Raw genomic sequence first — 245 nt, 5'->3', positions numbered from 1 at the left:
CCCTTTGACGAATTGGTGGTGTTTTCGACGAATATCGCACCGAAGGACCTTTCCGACGAGGCGGGCTTGCGGCGACTCAAGTATAAGATCTTTGTGAACACGCCGTCGCGCGACGAATATATCAGAATTTTCAAATCCTATGCCAGCAGCACCGGATTGGCTGTGTGTGATCCAGATCTGAACCTGTTCTACGATCGCAAGTACAAAGGCGATGTGCTGGCGTCTTGCTACCATCCGAAATATCT

The 245-nt window shown here is 50.2% G+C and carries 1 pseudogene; it reads left to right on the top strand.

The annotated features are described in order from the left end of the window. Nucleotides 1-245: pseudogene (locus tag AF337_RS05625) on the top strand (AAA family ATPase); the annotation flags it as partial.

The organism is Rhizobium ecuadorense, assembly GCF_001187535.1.
Classification (GTDB): domain Bacteria; phylum Pseudomonadota; class Alphaproteobacteria; order Rhizobiales; family Rhizobiaceae; genus Rhizobium; species Rhizobium ecuadorense.
The sequence above is the reverse complement of the archived record's forward strand: the minus strand, read 5'-3'. Positions and strand labels throughout refer to the sequence as shown.